At 70.7% G+C, this 15,571-nt stretch carries 14 protein-coding genes and 1 pseudogene; 6 read left to right on the plus strand and 9 right to left on the minus strand.

What is annotated here, in order from left to right; translation table 11 throughout:
• Window positions 1-62: 62 nt before the first annotated feature.
• Window positions 63-992: a GNAT family N-acetyltransferase gene (locus IF78_RS0132855; protein WP_031486190.1), complete on the plus strand. Its 930-nt coding sequence runs from the start codon at window positions 63-65 to the stop codon at window positions 990-992.
• Window positions 973-1,476, plus strand: a complete 504-nt coding sequence (locus IF78_RS0132860) for a ribonuclease FAU-1 family protein (RefSeq protein WP_031486191.1) — start codon at window positions 973-975, stop codon at window positions 1,474-1,476. The genes IF78_RS0132855 and IF78_RS0132860 overlap by 20 nt, the downstream gene beginning before the upstream one ends.
• Before the next feature lie 174 nt (window positions 1,477-1,650).
• On the opposite strand, the gene IF78_RS0132865 is transcribed toward IF78_RS0132860, so the two are convergent.
• Window positions 1,651-2,253 (minus strand): class I SAM-dependent methyltransferase, encoded by a 603-nt coding sequence (locus tag IF78_RS0132865; protein ID WP_031486192.1) that lies wholly within the window; start codon window positions 2,251-2,253, stop codon window positions 1,651-1,653.
• A 139-nt stretch (window positions 2,254-2,392) separates the two neighbouring features.
• Between IF78_RS0132865 and IF78_RS47935 the strand changes: the two genes are divergently transcribed.
• Complete coding sequence (locus IF78_RS47935) at window positions 2,393-2,530, plus strand: hypothetical protein (protein WP_107050061.1); 138 nt, start codon at window positions 2,393-2,395, stop codon at window positions 2,528-2,530.
• A 34-nt stretch (window positions 2,531-2,564) separates the two neighbouring features.
• On the opposite strand, the gene IF78_RS0132875 is transcribed toward IF78_RS47935, so the two are convergent.
• Window positions 2,565-3,014 (minus strand): GNAT family N-acetyltransferase, encoded by a 450-nt coding sequence (locus tag IF78_RS0132875; RefSeq protein ID WP_031486193.1) that lies wholly within the window; start codon window positions 3,012-3,014, stop codon window positions 2,565-2,567.
• 141 nt (window positions 3,015-3,155) lie between these two features.
• On the opposite strand from IF78_RS0132875, the gene IF78_RS0132880 reads away from it, so the two are divergent.
• Complete coding sequence (locus IF78_RS0132880) at window positions 3,156-4,175, plus strand: lytic polysaccharide monooxygenase (protein WP_031486194.1); 1,020 nt, start codon at window positions 3,156-3,158, stop codon at window positions 4,173-4,175.
• Window positions 4,176-4,253: 78 nt separating this feature from the next.
• Here the strand turns inward: IF78_RS0132880 and IF78_RS0132885 are convergent, their stop codons facing one another.
• Window positions 4,254-5,135, minus strand: coding sequence for an esterase/lipase family protein (locus IF78_RS0132885; protein ID WP_031486195.1), 882 nt, complete (start codon window positions 5,133-5,135; stop codon window positions 4,254-4,256).
• Between the two features lie 173 nt (window positions 5,136-5,308).
• Complete coding sequence (locus tag IF78_RS0132890) at window positions 5,309-5,755, minus strand: MarR family winged helix-turn-helix transcriptional regulator (RefSeq protein ID WP_031486196.1); 447 nt, start codon at window positions 5,753-5,755, stop codon at window positions 5,309-5,311.
• A gap of 99 nt (window positions 5,756-5,854) precedes the next feature.
• Between IF78_RS0132890 and IF78_RS46710 the strand changes: the two genes are divergently transcribed.
• Window positions 5,855-6,229, plus strand: a complete 375-nt coding sequence (locus IF78_RS46710; RefSeq protein ID WP_078662672.1) for a cupin domain-containing protein — start codon at window positions 5,855-5,857, stop codon at window positions 6,227-6,229.
• A gap of 12 nt (window positions 6,230-6,241) precedes the next feature.
• Here the strand turns inward: IF78_RS46710 and IF78_RS0132895 are convergent.
• From IF78_RS0132895 to IF78_RS0132905, 3 genes and pseudogenes are all read right to left on the minus strand, one after another.
• Window positions 6,242-7,120, minus strand: a pseudogene (locus IF78_RS0132895) (DNA polymerase Y family protein); the annotation flags it as partial.
• Between the two features lie 210 nt (window positions 7,121-7,330).
• Window positions 7,331-8,311, minus strand: a complete 981-nt coding sequence (locus IF78_RS0132900) for a DNA polymerase Y family protein (protein WP_031486198.1) — start codon at window positions 8,309-8,311, stop codon at window positions 7,331-7,333.
• On the minus strand, window positions 8,308-11,760 hold the full coding sequence (locus tag IF78_RS0132905; protein WP_031486199.1) for a DNA polymerase III subunit alpha: 3,453 nt from the start codon (window positions 11,758-11,760) through the stop codon (window positions 8,308-8,310). The genes IF78_RS0132900 and IF78_RS0132905 overlap by 4 nt, the downstream gene beginning before the upstream one ends.
• A gap of 280 nt (window positions 11,761-12,040) precedes the next feature.
• Here IF78_RS0132905 and IF78_RS0132910 point away from each other — a divergent pair, with 280 nt between their 5' ends.
• Window positions 12,041-13,090 (plus strand): ABC transporter permease, encoded by a 1,050-nt coding sequence (locus IF78_RS0132910; protein WP_031486200.1) that lies wholly within the window; start codon window positions 12,041-12,043, stop codon window positions 13,088-13,090.
• A 134-nt stretch (window positions 13,091-13,224) separates the two neighbouring features.
• Here IF78_RS0132910 and IF78_RS0132915 read toward each other — a convergent pair whose 3' ends face one another.
• Together IF78_RS0132915 and IF78_RS0132920 are read right to left on the minus strand one after the other, a co-directional pair.
• Window positions 13,225-14,307 carry a S1 family peptidase gene (locus IF78_RS0132915; protein WP_031486201.1) on the minus strand — a complete coding sequence of 361 codons (1,083 nt, stop codon included), beginning with the start codon at window positions 14,305-14,307 and terminating at the stop codon, window positions 13,225-13,227.
• A 277-nt stretch (window positions 14,308-14,584) separates the two neighbouring features.
• Window positions 14,585-15,475 carry a slipin family protein gene (locus tag IF78_RS0132920; protein WP_037641807.1) on the minus strand — a complete coding sequence of 297 codons (891 nt, stop codon included), beginning with the start codon at window positions 15,473-15,475 and terminating at the stop codon, window positions 14,585-14,587.
• Window positions 15,476-15,571: the final 96 nt, after the last annotated feature.

Consider the following 15,571-nt stretch of genomic DNA (forward strand, 5'->3'; position numbering starts at 1 on the left):
GTCCCGCACCCACTCGAAAATGAGAGGCACCGGGAGGCATCTCCCGCATAACGTGCGCCCATATGACCATGACTGTGCGCGATCTCCGTCCCGAGGTCCGAGCCGACGTCGAGGGTTTCGCCCGCGTCCGCCACCTCGCGCTGCCCTTCTACCTCATCACCCCCGACTCCCTGGCCTACGACCTCACCCATGCCCACCCCGACTCCCACTACCGCCCCCTCGTCGCGGAGGAGGACGGCGAGGTGATCGGCACGGCCCAGGTCGGCATCGTCCACGACAGTCCGGACCCGGGCCAGGGCTACGTCAACGTGTACGTGCACCCGGAGCGCACGCGCCGCGGCGCCGGGTCGGGCCTGGTGCGGGCCGCCGAGGAGCACCTGGCCGCCAAGGGCGCGACCAAGCTCTACTCCTGGGTTCTGGACCGGCCGGGCAACCGCGCCTTCGCCGAACGGCACGGCTACCGCGCCAGCCGTTCCGCCCACTTCCTGCGCCTGGACCTGGCGGGAGGCACCCTGCCCCCGCTCCAGGACCCGCCCCCGGGCGTCGAACTGCGCACGGGCGCCGACTTCGCGGACGACCCGCGCCCGTTCTTCGAGCTGGACTCGGAGACGATGTCCGACGAACCGAGCGACATCGACTACGAGTTCACCGACTACGAAGCCTGGCTGGAGAACACCTGGAACCACCCCCTCTTCAGCCCTGAACTGACCACGGTCGCCCTGGTCGACGGCCGCCCCGCCGCCTTCAGCGCGGCCCGCACGGGCGGCGGCACCCGCTACGGGACCGTCATGACCGGCACCGCCCGCGCCTTCCGCGGCCGGGGCCTGGCCAAACTCGCCAAGAACGACTCCCTGCACCGCGCCCGCGCCGCCGGTCTCACGGAGGCGTTCACAGGCAACGACACCGACAACGGCCCGATGCTCGCCATCAACAAGTGGTTCGGCTACGAGATCTGCGCGACGGAGGTGCGGTATGTCCGCGAACTCGGCTGACCGGTCCCGCCAACTGGATGTGGTGCTCGTCAAGGGCGGCCGTACGAAGATCCGTTACGCGGCCGAACTGCTCACCGACGACGGCACCCGCATCGTCGTCCGGGCCCCCTGGTCCGGCGCCGGAGTCCGCGATTTCGGCTTCGTCCGCTTCGAGCCGGGCGACGTCTTCACCGAGTACTACTGGCGCGACCGCTGGTACGCCGTGAAGGAGGTCCGCGACGCCGTGGGCGCCCTCAAGGGCTGGTACTGCGACGTCACCCGCCCGGCCGCGCTGTCCGGCGCCGAGCTGGTCGTCGAGGACCTCGACCTGGACCTGTGGCGCTCCGCCGACGGCACCGACGTACTGCGCCTGGACGAGGACGAGTTCGCCGCGAGCGGCCTGGCGGAGACGGATCCGGAGGCGGCCGCGGCGGCGGTGACGGCCCTGGACGAGCTGGAGGCGTTCGCCACCGTCGACGGCGGCCTGGAGTCGCTGCTGGACTAGGCCCTGTCGTTTGGATCAGCTCGGCTGCGAGGATCGCTTCCTCTCGGCCGACCCGAGCCGGGGGCGATGGGGGTGGCCCCGCGCGAGCCGGGCGAAGCCCGTTCGAGCAGTGCGTGTCAGGGCCCGCGACGCCGGGATGATCCAAACGACAGGGCCTGGCGGCTGTCCGGAGGATCACGCCGCTGCTCCGGGGATCCGCGCCACCACGGCGTACCGCTCGTCGTGCACGGCCTTCCCCCACAGGGACTCGTCGTCCGACAGCCGCTCCACGCGCACGTCCTCGGCCAGCGGGGCGAGGAACTCGGTGAGCCGGTCCGCCGGTATGCCGACCGGGGTGACCGTCCCCCACACGCCCTCGACCAGCACCAGCCGCGCTCCGGGTCGCAGCAGCCCCGCCCAGTGCCCCAGCACGCGCGCGGGGTCGGGCAGCGCCCACAGCACATGCCGTACGAACACCACGTCGAACCGCTCCTCCCCCACCGGTGGGGCCGCCGCGTCACCGACGAGGAACACCGCGTGACGCCCGGCGAGCTTGGCGCGGGCCAGGTCCACCATCGCCGGGGACAGATCCACCCCGGTGACGCGGTGTCCCTGCTCGGCGGCGAGGAGCGACACGCTGCCGGTGCCGCAGCCGAGGTCGAGCACGTCGGACGGGCGCTCGGGCAGCCAGGAGCGCAGCCGGGAGGCCCAGGCCCGGCGCACCTCGGGGTCGCGCAGGCCGTGGTCCGGCTCGTCGTCGAAGGAGGCGGCCGCGGCGTCCCAGTCCATGTTGGTCATGCGGCAAAGAGTGACACCCGCACTGACAGTCGAATGGTGACAACCGCCACTGACAGGACCAGCGGCGATGAGGAACTCTCGCCGAACGGGTCTACCTCCTTGAGAACGAGGAACTCGGTAGCCCCTGAAGGAGGCAGTCATGCGCCGTGTGACCGTGCAGAAGCCCCTGAAGCGGAAGTCGGACGCCCGCCGGGTACAGGAGGAGGCGGACGAGCGCCCCTCGGGACGACCGGAGGTCCGCAAGGACATCGCACGAACCTGGTGGCCGGACGGCTGAAACGCCCCGCCGGCCGAAAAAAATCGGAGACGCGTCAGGCAAGCCGCTTGCGGTAGTGGATGCGGTCGTACGGCCCGTCCTCACGACGCTCGGTCAACTCGTAGCCGTACTTCGGGTAGATCTGCTGGTTCTCCCACATCATCGCGTTCGTATAGAGCCTGACTTCGTGCAGACCCAGCGCACGCGCGCGTGCGTCCACGAAGTGCAGCAGCCGTCGCCCCACGCCTGTGCCGTGCGCATCGGGGTGGACGGCGATGCTGTCGAGGAACAGATGGTCCTCGCGTGCCTCCACCACGACGAGCCCGATCACGGGATCGCCCGTCACGAACACCTTCCCCGCCGCCACGTTCGCCGCGTGGTCCGCCTCCATGGGCACCGGGACCACGCCGATGCGCTCGATGTAGGGCGTGAAGGCCGCGTCCGTCACGGCCTTCACGGCCGGTACGTCGGCGGCCGTGGCAGGCCGGATCTCCTCGCTCGTCATGGCGTGAACGCTACCTACCTGATCTCAGTCTGAGCACTCCCTTAAGGCGACCCTAAAGATCGCCTCGAACCCCCTGCGACAGGCGATTTCACGGTTTCTTGGATCCGGCACTCATCAGTTCCGGTTCCGAGGAGATCCCCCATGTCCGCACGCCGCAAGGCCGCCACTGTCGCCGCCGTCGGCCTGACTCCGCTCGCCCTGACCGCCCTCGCCACCGCTCCCGCGTCGGCGCACGGTTCGATGGGCGACCCGGTCAGCCGGGTCTCGCAGTGCTACGCGGAGGGCCCGGAGAGCCCGAAGTCCGACGCGTGCAAGGCGGCGGTCGCCGCGGGCGGCACGCAGGCCCTCTACGACTGGAACGGCATCCGCATCGGCGACGCGGCCGGCCGCCACCAGGAGCTGATCCCGGACGGCAAGCTGTGCAGCGCGAACAGCGAGGAGTTCAAGGGCCTCGACCTGGCCCGCGCCGACTGGCCGGCGACGAGCGTGAGCAGTGGGTCGTACACCTTCAAGTACCGCGTGACCGCGCCGCACAAGGGCACCTTCAAGGTCTACATCACCAAGGCGGGCTACGACCCCACGAAGCCGCTGGCCTGGGCCGACCTGGACCTGGCGAACCCGGTGGCGACGGCCACCGACCCGGCGGCCTCGGGCGGCTTCTACACGTTCTCCGGCACCCTGCCCGAGCGCTCCGGCAAGCAGCTGCTGTACGCGGTGTGGCAGCGCTCGGACAGCCCGGAGGCGTTCTACTCCTGCTCGGACGTCACCTACGGCGGCGGCAGCAGCTCGGGCGGCGGCACCGACAGCTCCGGCAGCGGCGGCAACGGTGACGCGGCCGCGGCGGCCCCGAGCGCCACCGCGCCCTCGGAGGAACAGATCGAGGCCGGTAACGACAAGTCGACGATCGAGCACAACGGCCACGGCGACCAGGACGCCAGTACGTCGGCGGAGCCGGCCGCGGCGGCCGGGGATGTGCGGTCCGCCGCCCCGGCCAACCAGCCGAAGGCGGCCGGCGCCACCGAGAACCTCGCCGAGACGGGTGGGGACAGCGGCACGGCGTATCTGGCGATGGGCGGTGCGGCGACGTTGGCGCTCGGCTCGGCGGTCCTGTTCGCGTCGGTGCGCAGGCGCGCGGTCGGCGGCGGTCGTCCCGGCCGCTGAACCGGCTGACCCAAAGGCTCCGGGGCCTGACCGGCGGCTCAGGCCGGTCAGGCCCCGGCGGTGTGTGCTCAGCCGATCTCAGCCGATCGCCGACGCACAGGTGGTCGGGGTGGCACGGGCCGGGTCGAGAGCGTTGGCCACCTCGTGGAAGGCGATCCGGTCGGTCAGACCCAGGAACGCGTGCTCGGACAGGTCGACCGCGCACAGGTCCTGGATCAGGACGTTCTTCACGTCGGGCCCGCTGAGGAACTGACTTCGATACGGCGTGACCACCTCGTCGTACTTGGTGGCGATGACCGTGTAACGGACGCCGGGGACGGTGTCGCCACCGGCGTTGAGCCTGGTCATGAAGTCGGAGCCGACAACCTGCTGGGCGAGGGCGGGAGTGGCGGTGGAGAGCAGGTCCTCGGCGCCGGGGAAGTACGGCAGCAGGTTGGTGAGTCCGGCCAGCGTGGTGCCGTGGTTGTTGGGCGCGATGCCGACCAGGGCGTTCACCTTGGCGGCGCCACCGAGGAACTTGAGGTAGTAGCGGGGCATCATGCCGCCCTGCGAGTGGCCGACCAGGTCGGCCTCGGCGGCGCCGGTCGCGGCGAGCACTCTGTCGACATAGGCGGACAGTTGCTCCGCCGACTTGTCGATGGGGCCGAGCGCGTGGAAGAACGGCACGCCCGGCAGTTGGCCGTAGTCGAGGGAGAAGACGCAGTAGCCCCGGTTCTTCAAGTAGGGGGCGAGGCCGAGCCAGTTGTCGACGGAGTTGGCGAAGGTGCCGTGCACGAGGACGACGGGGCGGGGATGGGCGGCGGACGGCTTGCAGGAGTAGTCGTTCCAGCCACTGTTCGAGGTCGCCGTCGCTTCGGCCGCCTGGGCGGCGGTGGCGGCGGTGGCGGTGGGGACGACGGCGACCGCGGCGGTCAGCAGCAGCGCGGCCAGGGGTCTGAGCACTCGTTTCCAGGGCAGCATCGGGTGATCTCCTTGCGGCTCAAGGGAGGTGCGACTGCCTTACGCCCTGTGATCCGGATCACGAGGATGCTGTTCACTCGTCAAGTTACGGGCGAGTAGTAGACGTGTGAAGTTACGCGTCAGTAAAAACCTCCAGTGATAGTCAGCGGCGGAACATCATCACTGATGGACCGTCACCAGGCGGGCCGAATGGGCCCGTTGGGCGCGATGCGAGCCAATTGCTCGAGCAACGTGCGCATTTCCCCTTCGCCCAGCGCATCACCCCACGCCCGCACGGCGTCCGCGGCCGCCTCCTCGGCCGCACGGGTACAGGCCCACCCTCGCTCGGTCAGCACGACCAGACGGGCACGCGCGTCCTCCGGATGCGGCCGGCGCTCGGCGTACCCCTTGCGCACGATCTCGTCGACGAGCTGACTGGCGGCCTGCTTGGTCACACCGAGATGGCCGGCGAGGTCGGTGACCGTGGCGCCGTCCGGGGCGAGCCGGGCGAACGCGAAGCCGTGCGCGGGCCGCAGCCCCTCGAAGCCACGGGCCACCACGCCGTCATGGATGCGTTGCGTGAGCTCACCGGCGACGGCGAGCAGGGCTGCGGACAGGGCCATGGCTTCGGAGTTGCGCACGCAGGCATTGAAACACCCTTGACGAATTGGTCAAGCGGCTTGACCATAACTCCAGCCCGCATAGTCAAGCTACTTGACCAGTTACCCACAGGAGCCCACATGCCCGTGATCCGCGCGTCCGAAGCCGTCACCCACGAAATCCACGGCGCCCGATTCGTCTCGTACGCCACCCCCCGCACCGGCAGCAAGGAGCTGTGCGCCTGGCGCGGCGAGATACCGGCGGGCACCAAGGCGCCCGCGCACACCGTCAGCCGGGAGGAGATCCTCCACCTGCTCGCCGGCGAGCTGCTGATCACGCTCGACGACCGCACCGCACGGATCAGCTCGGGCGACACCCTGATCATCAATCCCGGCGCGACGCTGACCATCGAGAACCCGGCCGACCGGACCGCCGTCACCTGGGTCACCACGTCCATAGGCCTGACGGCGGAGCTGGCCGACGGCACGCGGATCACGCCGCCGTGGGCGAACTGAGCCTTGGGCGGCGAGCGGGTCGAAGGTGGGCCGACCGGCGGCCCGCTCGGCGAGGTCGAGGTCCTCGGCGCGCAGGGCGAGGGCACGGACGCGGGGGTGGCGGGGGCCGAGGGCGTCGTACATGTCGTACGCCGCCCTGGTCAGCGCGGCGGGGTCGGCCGTCGGTTCCGTCAGGCTACGACCGCTGGTCGTCGAGGAGCAGTCGGTGTAGCGGACGGTGAGGGTCAGAGCGCGGCAGACCTTGCCGAGGGCACGCAGCCGGGCGCCCAGTTCCTCGGCGGCCGAGAGCAGGACGTGGCGGTGCCCCGCGGAGTCCGGCTCCTCGCGGGTGAAGGGGCGTTCCGTGACCAGCGAGCGCGCCACGGCGTTCGGGACGACCCGGCCCCGGTCGATCCCGCTCGCTTTCTCGCGCAGCTCGCGGCCGGCCCCGGGGCCGACCAGGTGCTGGAGCCTGGACAGGGGTGCGGCGGCGACCAGGCCGAGGGTGTCCAGGCCGTACTCGCGCAGGGTGCGGGCGGTCGCGGCGCCGACGCCGGGCAGCGCGGCGACGGGCTTCCCGGCGAGGAACTCCGCGACGGCGCCCTCGGGGACGGCACATGTCTCCCCCGGCCGGGCGTCCCGCAGCGCCACGCGGGCCAGCATCGGCCCCGGTCCGGCGCCGATCGCGCAGTCGACCCCGTGATGGGCGAGCGCGCGTGCCCGGATCACCGAGGCCAGCTCGACCACACCGCGCCCGAAGTGCCGCTCGACACCGCGCAGATCGGCCAGCGCCCCGTCCGGCGGCAGCGCCTCCACGACCGGCGTGAAGTCCTCCAGTAACCCGAGCAGCCCCGGCAGGGCCGCCGCCTCGCCCGCCGGCGGCAGGTGGAAACGTACGCAGAGGATCGTCATCCCGCACTCCCCGGGCTCTGGTGCCGCAACTTCCGTACAACTTCCGTACTCGTGAAGGGGTTTGATCCGCCAGTCGCGGATCGGCCCCCGGGTTCGGTTCGTATCCCGCGGGCATTTGGATTCACCCGGCCCAGGGCCTGCCCCACCGTTTCCGACCGCCGGAAGGCCTTGGCGGCCGGCGTCGGGGGACGGCGTTCCCGGTGCACGTGATCAGTCCGCAAGCGTCGCGGGCCGTACGGCCTGCGGCCCGAAGCGCCGGCGGGCGCGGTCCGCGGCGGCTTCCGCCGCGCGGGCCCGGGCGTCGCCGGGATCCAGGGAGAGCTGCCAGTAGGCGCTCTCGGCCGGCAGCAGACCGTCGGCGCGGATCGCGTAGGCGCGGACGCGTGCCCGCTGCAGTCCGAGGGAGGTCAGCAGACCGAGTGCGGTCGCGGCGAGGGCGGGTGAGTGGTGGGTGGGTTCCGGCAGCGCACGCGTGCGCGTGCTGGCACTGCGGTCGGCGTACCGCACCGTGAGGGTGAGCCGGCTCGCGATCCGCCCTTCGCCGCGCAGGCGCCCGCCGAGCTGCTCGGCGAGCCCCAGGACCGCACGGTGATGCCCGGCGGGATCGAGGCAGTCCCGTTCCAGCACCAGGTCGGCGATCAGGTGCTCCGCCGGTTCCGCGGGGGTGACCGGGCGCGGGTCGTGGCCACGGGCGCGCTCGGCCAGCAGCCGTGCCTGGCCGGCGCCGAGGAGCCGTTGCAGGGTCCCCGAGGGCAGGTCGGTGATCTGACCGATGGTGTGCAGGCCGTATCTGCCGAGCGTCGACGCCGTGGCGCGGCCGATACCGGGCAGCGCGGTGACCGGGCGGGGGTGGAGCCAGTCGGCGGCCCGCTCGGCGGGGACCCAGGTGGTCTCGCCCGGCGCGGACGCGTCGGCCGCCATCGCCGCCAGCATCCGGTTGCCCGCGAGCCCGGCGCTGCAGTCGATGCCGTAGAGGAGCTTCAGTCTCATCATCGTCGTCTGGACCAGGTCGTAGGGAGAGAGGCCGAAGTACCTGAGCGCCGACGTCAGGTCGAGCTGGACGGCGTCGGGCGGAACGGCCTGCACATGAGGCGTGACACCGGACATCAGTTCGATTACATCACCGTACTGGGCCTCGGTGAGCGCCGCGTGCAGATGGAGGTGGGCGATGTGCCGCTGACGTGTACTCATCCCGCGCTCCCCGAACTGCGGTGACCGAACTTCTTCAGATCGGCCGAGCGGGTGCCGGCGGGCTGCAGGTCGGCGTACGGATGCAACCGGGCCCCTGTCGTGCCGTTGACCAGGGTGCGGTGCGGCTGGGCGGGGGTCGGGTGCGGACGGGTCTCGCCGAGGAGGGCGAGCGCGGCCTCGGGACCGTTGTCGCGGCGGGCGGCGGCGATCTCGTCCAGGTCCCAGGCCATGGTGCCCACGACGGTACGGCGGGTGCCGCGCACCTGTACCGTGCCGCGTACCAGCAGCAGCCCGCTGTGGAAGACGGTGTGCGCGCAGGCCGGGTGGGAGTCCTCGAAGAAGGCCAGGTCGACCAGGCCGGAGCCGTCTTCCAGGGTGACGAAGATGATGCGCCTGCCGCTCGCGATCGGCGGGGTCTGGGTCGAGGCCCGTACGCCGGCGACGAGGACCTGCTGACCGGCACGCAGTCCGGCCAGATGGGCCGCGTCGGTCGCGCCGATCTCCCGCAACAGCCGGTGGTGGTGCTCCATCAGATGCCTGGAGACATCGATGCCGAGCGTGCTCAGCTCCGCGCTCAGCGCCTCCCGCCCGGTCATCTCCGGCAGCCCGCTCGGCTCCGCCCCGCCGACGGCGCCCGCGACGATGGGCAGCTGGCCCTCGTGCGCGGACCGGGTGCGGGACTGCCGGTGCAACTCGGCGATCTGGAGCAGCAGATCACGCCGGGTGAGCCGGCCGTCGTGCAGAGGGTTCAGGGCGCCGATCTCCGCGAGGCGCTCGGCGACGGGCCTGCTGGGACGGGCCCGCTGCCAGAAGTCCGACAGCGATCCGTACGGCTGCCCCTCCTCGATCCGCGCGCACTCGTCCTCACTGATGCCGTGCACCGCGGACAGGGCGAGACGTACACCCCACTGGTCTCCGACGGCCTTCTCCACGGTGTGCCTCACCTGGGAGCGGTTGACGTCGACGGGCAGGACGGGCACACCACGGCGACGGGCGTCGGAGACGAGCACCCGCTTGGGCCACATCCCGGGGTCGTGCTCGAGCAGGCCCGCCAGCAGGAACGCCGGGTAGTGGGCCTTGAGCCAGGCGCTCTGCAGCGCCGGTACGGCGAAGGCGACCGCGTGGGCGCGGCAGAAGCCGTACGCCCCGAAGGCCTCGATGGTCTTCCAGACCTCGTCCCGGACGGGCGCGCTGTAGCCACGCGCGCGTGCCCGCTCGTGGAACCAGTCCTTGATCCCGGGCAGTTGCTCCTTGTCGCCGAGTGCACGCCTGGTGATCTCCGCGAAGGGCCGGTCGCAGCCGGTCATCACATGCAGTGTCTCGATGATCTGCTCGTGCCAGATGGTCACGCCGTAGGTGTCGGCGAGCACCGGCTCCAGGTCCGGATGGGCGTACGACGGTCTGCCGCCGTGCCGGGCGGCGATGTACCGCTCGGGCATGCCGCCGGCGACCGGCCCGGGCCGGAAGAGACTGATGTCGGCGATGACGTCCTGCACATCACGCGGCTGCAACCGCGACAGCAGGTCCTGCTGGCCTGGCGACTCGAGCTGGAACAGGCCCAGGGTCTGGCTCTCCTGGATGAGCTTGAACGCGAAGACGTCGTCGAGCGGCACCTGCTCGGCGTCGTCCAGGTCGATGCGGTTGCCGGTGGTCCGTTCGATCTCGGCGACGGCGTGGGCCATCGCGGACTGCATGCGCACACCCAGAACATCCAGCTTGATGTTGCCCAGCGCCTCGATCTCCTCCTTCGCGGCCATGGCCATGGGGTAGTCGCCCTGCGGGGTGGGCTGGACCGGCAGCCGGTCCAGGAGGGTGGCGTCGCTGATGACCACGCCGCAGGGGTGCATGGCCATGCCGTGGACCAGGGAGTCGAGGCCCTCGGCGAGCTCCCACAACGGCCCGTACCGGCCCGCCTCGCCCGCCAGCTGCCGCAGTTCCGGCAGTTCGGCGAGGGCGCCGGTGATGTCGGCGGCCCTCAGGTGCGGGAAGCTCTTGGCGATCCGGTCGACGTCCGCCGGCTCGATCCCCAGCGCGAGACCGGTGTCCCGCAGGGCCCGGCGGGCCCGGTAGGTCTCGGGCATGGCGGTGACCGCCACCCGTTCCTTGCCGAACCGCTCGAAGATCGTGTCGTAGCACTCCAGGCGCCGGGCGGACTCCACGTCGATGTCGATGTCGGGCAGCGAGGCCCGGCGCACGCTCAGGAAGCGTTCGAACAGCAGACGGTGGTCGAGCGGGTTGGCGGTGGCGATGTCCAGCGCGTGGCAGACCATCGACCCGGCACCGGAGCCGCGGGCCGCGACCCGGATGCCCTTGGCCCGGATGTCGGCCACCACCTGTCCGATGGCGAGGAAGTACGAGTCGTAGTCCAGCGCGGAGATCACCTTGAGCTCTTCGTCCAGCCGGTCGAGCGCCGCCCGGTCGCGGTCGAGGCCACGCCGGGCCATGCCGGCCTCGCACTGCCGGCGCAGCAGCTGGGCGGCTCCTCCCGTTCCGGGCCCGGCGCCGAAGAGCGACGGTTCCGGGAAGTGCGGCGTGCCCAGCCCGAGGTCCGCTCCGGGGTCGACGGTGCACTCGGCCGCCGTGGCAGCGGTGTCCGCCAGCAGGCGGCGGGCCCGCCGGGCATCCCCTCCGGCGCACTCGGCGACCATCCGTGCGACGACCGTCATCGCCCTCTCGTCCTTGAGCCAGCGCTGCCCGCTGTCCAGGTGGCGTCGGTCGATCGGCCGCAGCAGCCTGGCGGCGTCCAGGACATCGGCAAGCCGATGCTGCTCGGGATCGGCGTAGCGGACGGCGTTGGAGAGCACCGCGGTGGTGCGGGTGCGATCGGCCAGCGCCAGGGTCCGGGCAGCCAGCCGAAGCGACCCCGGACCTGTGCCAAAACGTTTCTGCGCGACAACCTCCAGCCGGACTCCCCTCCCGAAGATCTCCTTCCACGGCGCCAGCAGCTTCACCGCGACGTCCTCCCGCCCCACCGACAGCGCCCGCACCGGCTCCGACAGCGGCCCGAGCAGGGCCACCAGCCCGGGACCGCCGTACTCACGCAACGCCTCCCACGGCACCACCGGCGGCGTACCGGACAGGGCGCCGACATGGGCGGCCGACGTGATGCGGCACAGCCGCGCCCATCCCGCCCGGTTCTGGGCGAGCAGCACGAACCGCAGCGGCGGCTCGACGACGTGCGCACCGCCGCGTGCCGGGGTGCGGCGGCGCCGGCCGGGTGGCGGGGGCGCAAGAGCCTCCACCGCCAGGTCGATGCCGAAAACCGGCCGGACCCCGGCCTCCGCACACGCCTTCGCGAACCGCACAGCCCCGGTGACCGTGTCCCGGTCGGTGAGCGCGAGCACCGCCATCCCCCGCTCGGCCGCCCGCCGGACGAGCTGTTCGGGGTGGGATGCGCCGTAGCGGGCGGAGTAACCGGACGCGACGTGCACGTGGGCGAAACCCTCCATGCCGCACCTCCATCACTCCACCCCTTTTGAGCCATAAGCCCGATATGTTCATCGTACTCGCGTTCGATTACTCTAACCCGATCAGGCCCGGTCAGCGACCCGCATTCGAACACGTCATCGATTCTTGAGAGTCGAACAGCGATCGAAACAAGCCCCTGTTCCACCGACTCCCCGGCCGGGCGGAGCAGTTGAGGGAGGAACACGGCACAGAACATCCGTACGGCATCCATTCGGCCGCCTCCCACCTGCACGAACACCACAGGCCCCAGACCGTGGGGGCATGACGCAGACCACCGGCGCCGACACTCCCCGCAGCCCCTTCCTCGCCGAAGTGAAGGACGCGGTCACCCCACGAGCCACCCTGCTCGTGACCGGTGTGGTGATCCTCCACCTGCTCTTCATCGCCTCCTACGTGGGCGCACTCCACGACCCGAGGCCCAAGGACGTGCCCTTCGGAGTCGTGGCCCCCCGGGCCGCCGCCCAGCAGTCGGTGACCCGGCTGGAGAACCTCCCCGGCGACCCACTCGACCCACGCGCCCTGCCCGACGAGCGGACGGCCCGCGAGCAGATCCTGAACCGGGAGATCGACGGCGCCCTGCTGATCGACCCGACCGGCACCACCGACACCCTCCTGGTCGCCACCGGCGGCGGAAGGGTGCTGGCCACCACCCTGGAGACCCTCGTCACCACCCTGGAGAAATCCGAGGCACGCACCCTGCGCACCCTCGACGCGGCCCCCGCCGACCCACACGACGCCAACGGACTCACGTCCTTCTACGTGACCGTGGGCTGGTGCGTGGGCGGCTACCTGTGCGCGTCGATCATGACGATCAGCTCGGGCGCCGGCCGCCCCACCCCAAGACGTTCGGTGATCCGTCTCATCGCCATGGCCGTGGTCGCACTGATCGGCGGCCTCGGCGGCGCCCTGATCGTGGGCCCGATCCTCAACGCCCTGCCCGGCGGCATCGCCGCCCTCTGGGGCCTGGGCGCCCTGATCATCTTCGCGGTCGGCGCGGCCACACTCGCCTTCCAGACCGTCTTCGGCATGGCCGGCATCGGCCTGGTCATCCTGATCGTCGTCATCCTGGGCAACCCGAGCGCAGGCGGCGCCCTCCCACCACCCCTGCTCCCACCGTTCTGGCGAGACATCGGCCCAGCACTACCGCCCGGCGCGGGCACCTGGGCCACACGCTCGATCGCCTACTTCGACGGCAACGACATGACCGCATCACTGCTGGTGCTGTCGGCGTGGGCGGCGGCAGGGATCGTAGTCACACTCCTGGCGGCATCACTGCGAACGGCCGGCCGCACGGCGCCCAGGACGCCGTAGAAACGCACGGAGGTACGCACGCCCCCACCGAACCCGCACAGGCGCCGCAGGCATACGAGACGAAACCCGCACCCAACACGCAAAGTCCCGCCCTCCATACGAAGGGCGGGACCTCACGAAGAATCGACGAACCGTCAGCCGATCTCAGTACCCGTGGCCGACAGCGCCTCGGTCACCGGCTGGAAGAACGTCTCCCCACCGGAGGTGCAGTCACCGCTGCCACCGGACGTGAGCCCGACCGCCTTGTCCCCGGAGAACAGCGACCCGCCACTGTCACCCGGCTCGGCGCAGACGTCGGTCTGGATCAGCCCGTTGACGATGTCGCCGTTGCCGTAGTTCACGGTGGCGTCGAGCCCGGTCACCTTGCCCTCGTGCACCTGGGTGGTGGAGCCGCTCCGGGTGACCGCCATACCCACGGTGGCCTCCGCGGCCCCGCTGATGGCCTGCGAGGACCCGTTGTAGAGGTTGACCTCGCTCGGGTGGTCGACCTCGGCCGTGTACTTGACCAGCCCGTAGTCGTTGTCCGGGAAGCTGGAGACCTCGTTCTCACCGATGACGTTGCCGTCCGAGTCCGACCAGCTGGTGATGCCCTCGGTGCAGTGCCCGGCGGTCAGGAAGAACGGCTCGCCGCCCTTGACGACGTTGAAGCCGAGCGAGCAACGCCCACCGTTGCCGGTGATCGCGTCACCACCGGCGATGAAGGGCTTGAACTCCCCCTTCGTCCGCTTGAGTTCGGCCTTGGCGCCGAGCCCGTCGACGACCTCGGTCAGCTTGGCCAGCTCGGCCTTGGAGACCGTACGGTCCGCGGTGACGACGACCTTGTTGGTCGTGGGGTCGGTCGCCCACGAGGTGCCCGGAATGGTCGCGTCCTGCTTGAGCGTCGTACGCGCGCTCTTCAGCTCGGCGAGCGAGTTCTCGACGACTCTCGCCTTGGCACCGGCCGCCTCGACGGCGTCGGCGGCGGCCTCGTCGAGGACGTTCACCACAAGGTTCTTGGTCTGCGCGTCGTAGTAGGTACCCGCGGCGTCGGCGCCGAGGTCCTTGGCGAGCGTCGAGGCGAGCTTTCCGGCCGCGCCGACCGAGAGGGTCTTGAGCGCGGGCGCCTCGGGCGTCTCACTCGCGTTCGCAGTCTGCAAAGTCACTCCCGCGGCCACCAGTGCGGCGATGCCCGCACCTGCCACGGCTGCACGCCGCTTGGGTATGCGTCGGTGCTTCAACTCACGTCCTCCTGTGGGGGGTCGGCCCGAGAGGTTGTGGGGACCTCGACGGACCGGAAGGCGTACGGCTCCGGAGGCGGCTCACAACAAAAGCCACGCCCGGGCCGGTTGAACAACACTCACTATTTCGGGGCTCATAGGGAGCGCACAAGGTCGACTTCCGGACGCGCGTAGAACACGGCTGTACTCACCCGCAGCCTTGACCGTGCACAGTCACACCCGGTTTCTTCGCACAGCAAACACCCCGAGCTATCGACACATCAGCAACGCGTAAGGTCTACGCCTGTCTTGAATCCGACCCTTCGTGGCCCGAATCATGACCCGAATCCAAGCGGGATTCAAGGGGATGCGGAACGCCCCCCTCCGCTCGCCCCTTCACACCCCCCGACTGTTGCCCGGAAACCGCGACCTGCGCCCCTTTCTCCAGAAAACGCAACAATTCCACCGGAATCGGCAGCACCAGTGTGGAGTTCTTCTCGGCCGCCACGGCCATCACGGTCTGCAGCAACCGCAGTTGCAGAGCCGCAGGTGCATCGGCCATCTGATGAGCGGCCTCCGCCAGCTTCTTCGAGGCCTGGAACTCCGCGTCGGCGTTGATCAGCCGCGCCCGCCGCTCCCGGTCCGCCTCGGCCTGCCGGGCCATGGACCGCTTCATGGTCTCGGGAAGGGAGACGTCCTTGATCTCCACCCGGTCGATCGTCACACCCCACTCCACCGCCGGGCTGTCGATCATCAACTCCAGCCCCTGGTTGAGCTTTTCGCGGTTGGACAGCAGGTCATCGAGCTCACTCTTGCCGATGATCGACCGCAGCGACGTCTGCGCCATCTGCGAGACCGCGAACCGGTAGTCCTCCACCCGTACGACCGCCTCGGCCGGCGCGGTCACCTTGAAGTAGACGACGGCGTCGACTCGCACGGTGACGTTGTCCCGCGTGATGCCCTCCTGCGCGGGCACGGGCATCGTCACGATCTGCATGTTCACTTTGCGCAGTTTGTCGACGCCCGGAACGATCATGGTGAACCCCGGCCCGCGCACCTGGGACCGGAGCTTCCCGAGGCGGAACACCACGCCCCGTTCGTACTGCTTGACGACCCGCGCTGCCGCCGCCACGTACACCACTCCGGCGGACGCGAGCGCCACTCCCGCCGCCACCAGCTCCTCGACCATCACGACCCCCCGGGGTCCGACGTGGGCGCATCACAGGGGAGCACTTCCTGCACTTCGACGGTAACCCCGCGACGCGACCAAGAGCGAGCCCCCGCA

Source organism: Streptomyces bicolor, from assembly GCF_000719285.1.
GTDB classification, from domain to species: Bacteria; Actinomycetota; Actinomycetes; order Streptomycetales; family Streptomycetaceae; genus Streptomyces; species Streptomyces bicolor.

Excerpts from the sequence above, each read along its gene's own strand:
- IF78_RS0132855 (WP_031486190.1), top strand. The coding sequence starts at position 63 with ATGACCATGACTGTGCGCGATCTCCGTCCCGAGGTCCGAGCCGACGTC.
- IF78_RS0132860 (WP_031486191.1), top strand. The coding sequence starts at position 973 with ATGTCCGCGAACTCGGCTGACCGGTCCCGCCAACTGGATGTGGTGCTC.
- IF78_RS0132865 (WP_031486192.1), bottom strand. The coding sequence starts at position 2,253 with ATGACCAACATGGACTGGGACGCCGCGGCCGCCTCCTTCGACGACGAG.
- IF78_RS47935 (WP_107050061.1), top strand. The coding sequence starts at position 2,393 with ATGCGCCGTGTGACCGTGCAGAAGCCCCTGAAGCGGAAGTCGGACGCC.
- IF78_RS0132875 (WP_031486193.1), bottom strand. The coding sequence starts at position 3,014 with ATGACGAGCGAGGAGATCCGGCCTGCCACGGCCGCCGACGTACCGGCC.
- IF78_RS0132880 (WP_031486194.1), top strand. The coding sequence starts at position 3,156 with ATGTCCGCACGCCGCAAGGCCGCCACTGTCGCCGCCGTCGGCCTGACT.
- IF78_RS0132885 (WP_031486195.1), bottom strand. The coding sequence starts at position 5,135 with ATGCTGCCCTGGAAACGAGTGCTCAGACCCCTGGCCGCGCTGCTGCTG.
- IF78_RS46710 (WP_078662672.1), top strand. The coding sequence starts at position 5,855 with ATGCCCGTGATCCGCGCGTCCGAAGCCGTCACCCACGAAATCCACGGC.
- IF78_RS0132900 (WP_031486198.1), bottom strand. The coding sequence starts at position 8,311 with ATGAGTACACGTCAGCGGCACATCGCCCACCTCCATCTGCACGCGGCG.
- IF78_RS0132905 (WP_031486199.1), bottom strand. The coding sequence starts at position 11,760 with ATGGAGGGTTTCGCCCACGTGCACGTCGCGTCCGGTTACTCCGCCCGC.
- IF78_RS0132910 (WP_031486200.1), top strand. The coding sequence starts at position 12,041 with ATGACGCAGACCACCGGCGCCGACACTCCCCGCAGCCCCTTCCTCGCC.
- IF78_RS0132920 (WP_037641807.1), bottom strand. The coding sequence starts at position 15,475 with ATGGTCGAGGAGCTGGTGGCGGCGGGAGTGGCGCTCGCGTCCGCCGGA.